Origin of the sequence: uncultured Thiothrix sp. (assembly GCF_937876535.1) — a bacterium.
Classification (GTDB): Bacteria; Pseudomonadota; Gammaproteobacteria; order Thiotrichales; family Thiotrichaceae; genus Thiolinea.
Window position 1 is genome coordinate 1 of sequence record NZ_CALFHZ010000032.1, and the last position, 6,148, is coordinate 6,148.

Sequence of the window (6,148 nt, forward strand, 5' to 3'; positions counted from 1 at the left end):
ATGCTCGGTCAATACCCACACTTCGTCTAAAGGCGGCGGCCGATAAGGATTGAAGGGATTTATAGCTTATTTCTAGAGGATAATCGTTCTTATGCCACTTTCGCAAGAGGCCTACTACTCTACGCCAATCAATTGCGGTAGTTTAAACTCTATTCAACCCTTTGGATACATGACCGTTTTGTAGAGCGTCTACACTCTGCTAAGTCGTTTGTGGAGCGTAAAACTCAATTCACACTCCACAAACAGTTAGGTAATTAATGGATAGCCAGAACCTAGGCCGCTACCTTACCCGCTTGCATTTCCTCACGAATGACACGCCGTAAGGTATCCTCTAACGGCTCGGCCTGTTGCTTGATATGGGCTTTCAAGGCTTCATTGATCAAGCTTTGATAGTTTCCACCTCCTTCCACTTGTGCCTTGAACCAATCAATGATTTCAGGATCAAGCCGAATAGTGATTTTTTCCTTGGTGGTCTTGGCTATCGCTCCACGCTTGCCTTGACTAAAATCATAGTGATCTTTCATTTAGCTTGTGCCATTGCATCACGTAAAATCTTATTTAAGCGGGTCTGGTAACCAGCCCCCGATGCTTGTAACCAAGCTAAGACATCAGCATCAATTCTAACCGTCACTTGCTTCTTAATCGGGCGGTAAAAACGCCCAATCTGTGCACCTTGCCAATCCTGTTCGGACATAGCAGGAAGGTCGCTATAGTCGATAGCCTCATCAGGTAAAGCGGCCAACGCGGCTAATTCTGCTTGCTGCTTCTCGGTTAAAGCCGGTGGGTTGGCTGGGTCAAACTTATACTTAACCAAGTCTGTTTGCTGCTTCATAAAGTCTACGCTCCTTCGGGTCTGCCCGGCGTGCAGAAATGATACGAATCACTTCACCATCCTCACTATCTTGAATAGTGTGCGCCACCAGTAGCATCAGCTGGCCGTTCACCATGCCCAAAGTTTGCCACCGCTCTTCACCATTCTCGAACCTATCTTGTATCGACACATGGAGTGGGTCTGCAAAAACAAGTACGGCCATCTCAAAACTGATCCTGTGCTTTTGGAGGTTGAGGCGGTTTTTTTGTTCATGCCATTCAAATTTCATCATGAATCCAATACAAAACTGTAACTACAGAATAGCAATATTCAAGCGGTTTGTCGTGCCTTGATCTTTTCTACTGCCCATTGTTGTTCAGGTTCAGTCACAGCCCCATTGATCACACCATCCAACTGATAGCGATCACCACCTTGTAGCAGTGCTGATAAATAGCGCCCATGTCGGGTGTGCATTCTCAGCACTTTCTGAACCACCTTCTTACTACCACCGGGGAACTGTTCATCATTCACCAGCTTGAACAGGTCTTTATCTATCCCAATCGCTAACGGTTGGAAATTCAACCAAACAGGAAAAGCGTTCAAGCGGTCGTTCAGTTCTTTGGCTTTCAAATCACTAGGGGCAATGGTGGGCTTCTTGGTGGGTTTCCGCGCTGGTTTCTTCTTATTTGTGGGCTTGCTGGTGGGTTTGCCTTTGCTGACGGCTGGCTTGGCTGGCGTTGGGTTTAAATCTTCACGCCGGATGATGCGCTTGCCGCTGCGGTTCACTAGGTTGGCCGGTGGGCTGCTGGTGGGCTTCTTATTTAGTGTGAGTGTTTTTTTCGGTGTATCGGTCATCGTTTGTCTGTACCCGTGGGAATCATGCGGGGTTTCCCGCTTGGCGGTGTTGTATAGCTGAAAAGTTTAACACAAGCCCAGTAACGCTCTAGCTTCTAAATGATGCTCTCTAGCTTGGTGAATAGAGATTTCTGGATAACTGCCAATCGTGAGAGTTTTTCTTTTATTACCGTATCGGTAGTTATAGCGCCAATACCGACCTGTCGGCTTTATTTGAAGAAATAGCCCACCACCATCAGCTAAGTTGGTAGGTCTACCATCTAATTTTGGTTTAGTTTTGCTAATTAGCTTATCGGTTAAATTCCGCTTCATTTGCTGTACTCCTCAAGTCAAGTGTGGAGATACAGTAAATAACACAGTCATTTTTAGGTAACAGGTTGAAACGACTTAGAACGACTTGAAACAAGTTTCAAGGCCAGTCTATTGAGGCATAGGGATTTTCAGGCAAGTCTGAAACGACTTGAAACAGCTTGAAACAGAAAAATGGTAGGCATAATTGCAACCGAAAAACCATTGTAACTCCTTGTTTTATAAAGAAACTAACTTAATCAAGTAACCAGCGTATACACAAAGATATACACAATTAAAAGTTTACCCCCTCCTTTCATAGCGCATCGGGTTTGCTATTTAAACATTGAACCTAAATCTCTTTGATAATTTTACGATCACTGCCCCCCCCTTTTCAGCCTCTTCAATCATTTAGTGGTGTTGCGACTGCGACAGTTGCGACAGTTGCGACACTCAGAAACGCTTGATAGTTAAGTAATTGATTTTAAATAGAATCATTAAAGCAGTTTGGCGGGTTATCTGTCGCAACTAGGGTTGCGACAGTTGCGACAGTTGCGACAGTTGCGACACTCAGAAAGGCTTTATAATTAAATAATTGATTTTAAATAGAATTATTAAAACAGTTTGGCGGGTTATCTGTCGCAACTAGGGCTGCGACAGTTGCGACACTTTGCGACAGTCAATAAAAAAGCCGGAACTTGTCCGGCTCTTGGTTAAAGAATAGATTGTTTAGCCAGTCGTTCGGCCTCTTCTCGGGGCAACTCCCCCTCATATTCAAGAATGGCCGCTCGCTCTTCAAACGCTTCTTGGCCTGCTTTAAGCCATTGGTTTAAGGGTTGGTTAGGGTTTAAGGTGGGTTTACTGAGTGGCTTAACTGGTTTTTGCCATGCTAGCCAATCTTTCAACTTAGGCTGATCTAGTGCCATGTAGCCCCCTGCAATAGTGCTGGGTTGATTTCAATAAACACTTTACGCCCTTCAGTGTGTTGGCGTATGCGGTTAGCTTGCTCTAATTCACTCAAAGCTTTATCAAGGTCAGTGCCTTGGCGCACTCGATTAGGGGCAAGGCGTTGAATATCGCGCCGCCCTATTTCGCTAATCTGTTGAGTTTGGCAATAGTTAATCAACCATGCATCCAATTTAATAGCATTTGATAAATCATTAGGTACAGCCAACTCATTAAAAAACCGTCGGGCTTCGTATAAATGCCATGAAGCAAGCACCGCCGCCGCTTCCATCGTGTCCGCTTGGATAGTATCCAGCACATCACCACCATTAAACAGATGAAATAAGCCTGCTAGTCGGGCTGCATTGTCGGCTGACTTACTGGCTATATCGCGGAAATGCTCCATCTCACCCCCTGCCCTTAATTCAGTTTCGACTGAATTGAAATAACTTACCCAACATTCAAGCGCTGCATGAGATAGGTTTAACGTGGGCAGTTTTGCCAGATTGCCGGTTTTCACATGGATCAATTGGCGTTCTAAGAGTTCATGTAAGCGGCCATAAAATAAGGCTAGCTGAGCCTGTGGGTGCTGTTGATTGGCCTCTTCGAGTTTCAAATTACGATAGCCTTGAGTGGAGCTTGGCCACGCAGTTAGAAAACGGGCTGAAAACCCTGAACCCCTTGCTTGTTGGCCGTTTTGAGCATAAAAGTCTTGGATCACCGCAGGCTGTACCGCTAAACCCATCGACAAGCGCACATCTCGTGCTTCAAAGCTGCCACCTTCACCGCGTCGACTAATGGTCAGTGCCTCACCACCCCAAAGCTTATTCAAGGTGGCTAGGTTTTTGGTGATATTGTCCGCTTTCATCCCATGACCACCAAAGACCATACCCGCCTCACCGGATAAGACACCAGCACTAGGCCATTTGTGGGCAAGGTCGTAAGCAATTGATTCGGGTGTACTATCTTCAAAGATCATGGCAGGTGCATAAACAGCTTGCGGCTTGCTGGCTTCCATCTGGATCAAGCGCTCACGCAAGTCGAGGGTATTGTCATTTTTGCGAGAGGCTTGCTGAATAGCTTGCTTGATACCTTCCATCTCCCGTTCCCATGCACTCAGTTCTGAGCGTGCCCTAATTAGCTCCCCCTCCATCTCTTGGCGCTTTTGATAACCCCACTGTCCTAAAACCTTAGAAAAAAATTGGTCAGCCGTGGTTTTACGCTCTCCACTTTCGCCGATAGTGAGCAAATAAAGGCTAGTGGGTGAAGGTGGTAAGCTGCGCATCGGTTGAACATTGGCCACGCCTTGACCTGCCACCGATAGCACCGACAAAGCTGAGTTAGCCGCTAAAGCAGCCGGGCATTTGACGATCTCGACCACTTCCCTTACCGCTTGCCCCACTAAACCCGGTAAGGCATGCATCGGATAAGCAGCACTATCGGTATTTGATAACAAGCTTTCTGGCGCGTCCCATCCATTGCTAGCCGGTTTCTCGGTCCGTACAAAAGGCACATAAGCCGGTGAAGTATGATGAATGTGATTAGCTGGGTTTGAAGTACTCATAATGCATAGCCCTCTGATGCGTTGCTTCTCAGCAAGACGGTTAAATCGTTAAAGTCGGATAGATCAAGCGGTGCAGAGCTTGGAAACTCAGGCACGATCAAGCCTACTTCTGGAAGCTGATGCACTAATTCACGCGCTTTACTTAAGCCGGGATTGTTGAGGGTTTTGCGGTCATTATCTGCACAGACGGTTAAGGATTGGTAGGGATAACGCTTTTTATAGGCTTGAGCGACCGGCAATAAATTACCCGCGTCAAAGGCCACTAATACCGGCTGCTGATAAGCTTCAAATAAACTTGCGCCAGTGGCATAGCCTTCACACAGATAAACGCCCTTGAAGTGGGTCAGGCTTGAACCTATGAGGCAAAAATGACCCCGCTTAGCTGTACCTGATAAGAATTTTTTCCCTCCGTTGGGATCAATGAATTGCAAACCATGTAAGTCCCCTTCTAAGTCACAGACCGGAATTAAAAGCTGTTGACCACTTTGCTTGATCCCATACGCGCCGCATTGTTTGCGCACTAAATAAGGATGCTGTGAGCTAGCTAAGGGGGAAGCATTCCATCGAGATAAAGCTTGCTGTTGTGCCTGCTGATACTTGGCTTGTTGTTCAGCTTGGTGTTGTCTGACTTGCTCGCGCTGTTTAGTCTTGAGCTTGGATTGTTCAGCATCGCTCAGTTGAGTAAAGTCAACACTACACCATTCCTCTTTAGTACCTGAACGCCAATCCCCAAAAGCGCAAACCATACCCTTGTGATATTCCCGCTTATCTTCTTGCCGGTTATCGATGTAATAGTCAAATTCATGGCAGACATACCATGCGGATTGATCGGTACGTTTCCCTGTAGTAGAAAAGCGCTCAATCTTCCCACTGAGCTTGATTTCATCCGGGACATGGTTGAAATTATTCATTAATACTTGGCGGAAATTCCGCAAAATATCAGAAGGACTAGCTACATTTTTAGCATCATTTGTTCTATAATTGGTTGGTGTTTTATTTGATTTAGAGCCTTGATTGTTAGCAGCAATCAGGGCTTTTGTTTGTGTACTATTCATGTTCCTTATCCTTTGGTGTGTTCATCCACCATTGACCAATTGCTTGTTCTGACCATCTCACTGTGCGCCCTTTGCGGTTAGGTTGGGGTAGTATGCCATCGTTCAGCCAACGATAAACGGTCGTGCGATGCACTCCTAACTTATCAGCGACTTGATCCGCGCTCAGGAAACGATCTTGTAAGGGTAAATCAGCCTTACTATGGCGCTGTTGGTTGCGCCATTGCTGTATATCCAAGACCTTGAATGGTTCTATTCCCCTGTTTGTACTATTCATCAGTTTTACCTCTTTTGGGTTAAAAAGAGGGCAAGGCCAAACCCTGCCCCGTTGGTTATTTAAGTCTTGTGTGCCAGAATTTCCCTTTGAATCAGTCGAGGATTTAATTCAATGGTCTTATTCGGGTGAATAATTTGAATCTCGACTAATTGCGCATGCAGGCGATTAATATTCACCGTGCAACCGGCTTTAATAGCTTCCCTACGAATCTCTAATACTTGATTAGGGGTTAAATTCTCGCGGATGACTTCGATATTAAGCGTCATGATTCAAACCCTCCCCTGTTGCTAATAAATAACGAGATTTACCATTGCCATAATCAGGATTCTCGTCTAGGACTCCTAAGTTATAGGCAC

The 6,148-nt window shown here is 45.8% G+C and carries 10 protein-coding genes; all 10 read right to left on the bottom strand.

What is annotated here, in order from left to right; translation table 11 throughout:
• Positions 1 to 272: 272 nt before the first annotated feature.
• The 10 genes from Q0230_RS19605 to Q0230_RS19650 all read right to left on the bottom strand — a co-directional run bounded on the left by Q0230_RS19605 (position 273) and on the right by Q0230_RS19650 (position 6,058).
• Positions 273 to 524 carry a BrnA antitoxin family protein gene (locus Q0230_RS19605; RefSeq protein ID WP_298613619.1) on the bottom strand — a complete coding sequence of 84 codons (252 nt, stop codon included), beginning with the start codon at positions 522 to 524 and terminating at the stop codon, positions 273 to 275.
• On the bottom strand, positions 521 to 832 hold the full coding sequence (locus Q0230_RS19610; protein WP_298613622.1) for a BrnA antitoxin family protein: 312 nt from the start codon (positions 830 to 832) through the stop codon (positions 521 to 523). Before Q0230_RS19610 ends, Q0230_RS19605 begins: the two co-directional genes overlap by 4 nt.
• Positions 807 to 1,103: a BrnT family toxin gene (locus Q0230_RS19615; protein ID WP_298613625.1), complete on the bottom strand. Its 297-nt coding sequence runs from the start codon at positions 1,101 to 1,103 to the stop codon at positions 807 to 809. Before Q0230_RS19615 ends, Q0230_RS19610 begins: the two co-directional genes overlap by 26 nt.
• A gap of 38 nt (positions 1,104 to 1,141) precedes the next feature.
• The gene (locus Q0230_RS19620; protein WP_298613628.1) at positions 1,142 to 1,666 is read right to left on the bottom strand and encodes a ProQ/FINO family protein; all 525 of its coding nucleotides are present in this window, start codon (positions 1,664 to 1,666) and stop codon (positions 1,142 to 1,144) included.
• Between the two features lie 66 nt (positions 1,667 to 1,732).
• Positions 1,733 to 1,978 carry an Arm DNA-binding domain-containing protein gene (locus tag Q0230_RS19625; RefSeq protein WP_298613631.1) on the bottom strand — a complete coding sequence of 82 codons (246 nt, stop codon included), beginning with the start codon at positions 1,976 to 1,978 and terminating at the stop codon, positions 1,733 to 1,735.
• Between the two features lie 689 nt (positions 1,979 to 2,667).
• The gene (locus tag Q0230_RS19630; protein ID WP_298613634.1) at positions 2,668 to 2,880 is read right to left on the bottom strand and encodes a hypothetical protein; all 213 of its coding nucleotides are present in this window, start codon (positions 2,878 to 2,880) and stop codon (positions 2,668 to 2,670) included.
• The gene (locus tag Q0230_RS19635) at positions 2,871 to 4,463 is read right to left on the bottom strand and encodes a YfjI family protein (RefSeq protein ID WP_298613637.1); all 1,593 of its coding nucleotides are present in this window, start codon (positions 4,461 to 4,463) and stop codon (positions 2,871 to 2,873) included. Before Q0230_RS19635 ends, Q0230_RS19630 begins: the two co-directional genes overlap by 10 nt.
• On the bottom strand, positions 4,460 to 5,518 hold the full coding sequence (locus Q0230_RS19640; RefSeq protein WP_298613640.1) for a toprim domain-containing protein: 1,059 nt from the start codon (positions 5,516 to 5,518) through the stop codon (positions 4,460 to 4,462). The genes Q0230_RS19635 and Q0230_RS19640 overlap by 4 nt, the downstream gene beginning before the upstream one ends.
• Entirely contained in the window at positions 5,511 to 5,792 is a 282-nt protein-coding gene (locus Q0230_RS19645) for a helix-turn-helix domain-containing protein (protein ID WP_298613643.1), read from the bottom strand. The genes Q0230_RS19640 and Q0230_RS19645 overlap by 8 nt, the downstream gene beginning before the upstream one ends.
• A gap of 59 nt (positions 5,793 to 5,851) precedes the next feature.
• Positions 5,852 to 6,058 carry a hypothetical protein gene (locus tag Q0230_RS19650; RefSeq protein ID WP_298613645.1) on the bottom strand — a complete coding sequence of 69 codons (207 nt, stop codon included), beginning with the start codon at positions 6,056 to 6,058 and terminating at the stop codon, positions 5,852 to 5,854.
• Positions 6,059 to 6,148 lie beyond the last annotated feature (90 nt).

Excerpts from the sequence above, each read along its gene's own strand:
- Q0230_RS19605 (WP_298613619.1), bottom strand. The coding sequence starts at position 524 with ATGAAAGATCACTATGATTTTAGTCAAGGCAAGCGTGGAGCGATAGCC.
- Q0230_RS19610 (WP_298613622.1), bottom strand. The coding sequence starts at position 832 with ATGAAGCAGCAAACAGACTTGGTTAAGTATAAGTTTGACCCAGCCAAC.
- Q0230_RS19615 (WP_298613625.1), bottom strand. The coding sequence starts at position 1,103 with ATGATGAAATTTGAATGGCATGAACAAAAAAACCGCCTCAACCTCCAA.
- Q0230_RS19620 (WP_298613628.1), bottom strand. The coding sequence starts at position 1,666 with ATGACCGATACACCGAAAAAAACACTCACACTAAATAAGAAGCCCACC.
- Q0230_RS19625 (WP_298613631.1), bottom strand. The coding sequence starts at position 1,978 with ATGAAGCGGAATTTAACCGATAAGCTAATTAGCAAAACTAAACCAAAA.
- Q0230_RS19630 (WP_298613634.1), bottom strand. The coding sequence starts at position 2,880 with ATGGCACTAGATCAGCCTAAGTTGAAAGATTGGCTAGCATGGCAAAAA.
- Q0230_RS19635 (WP_298613637.1), bottom strand. The coding sequence starts at position 4,463 with ATGAGTACTTCAAACCCAGCTAATCACATTCATCATACTTCACCGGCT.
- Q0230_RS19640 (WP_298613640.1), bottom strand. The coding sequence starts at position 5,518 with ATGAATAGTACACAAACAAAAGCCCTGATTGCTGCTAACAATCAAGGC.
- Q0230_RS19645 (WP_298613643.1), bottom strand. The coding sequence starts at position 5,792 with ATGAATAGTACAAACAGGGGAATAGAACCATTCAAGGTCTTGGATATA.
- Q0230_RS19650 (WP_298613645.1), bottom strand. The coding sequence starts at position 6,058 with ATGACGCTTAATATCGAAGTCATCCGCGAGAATTTAACCCCTAATCAA.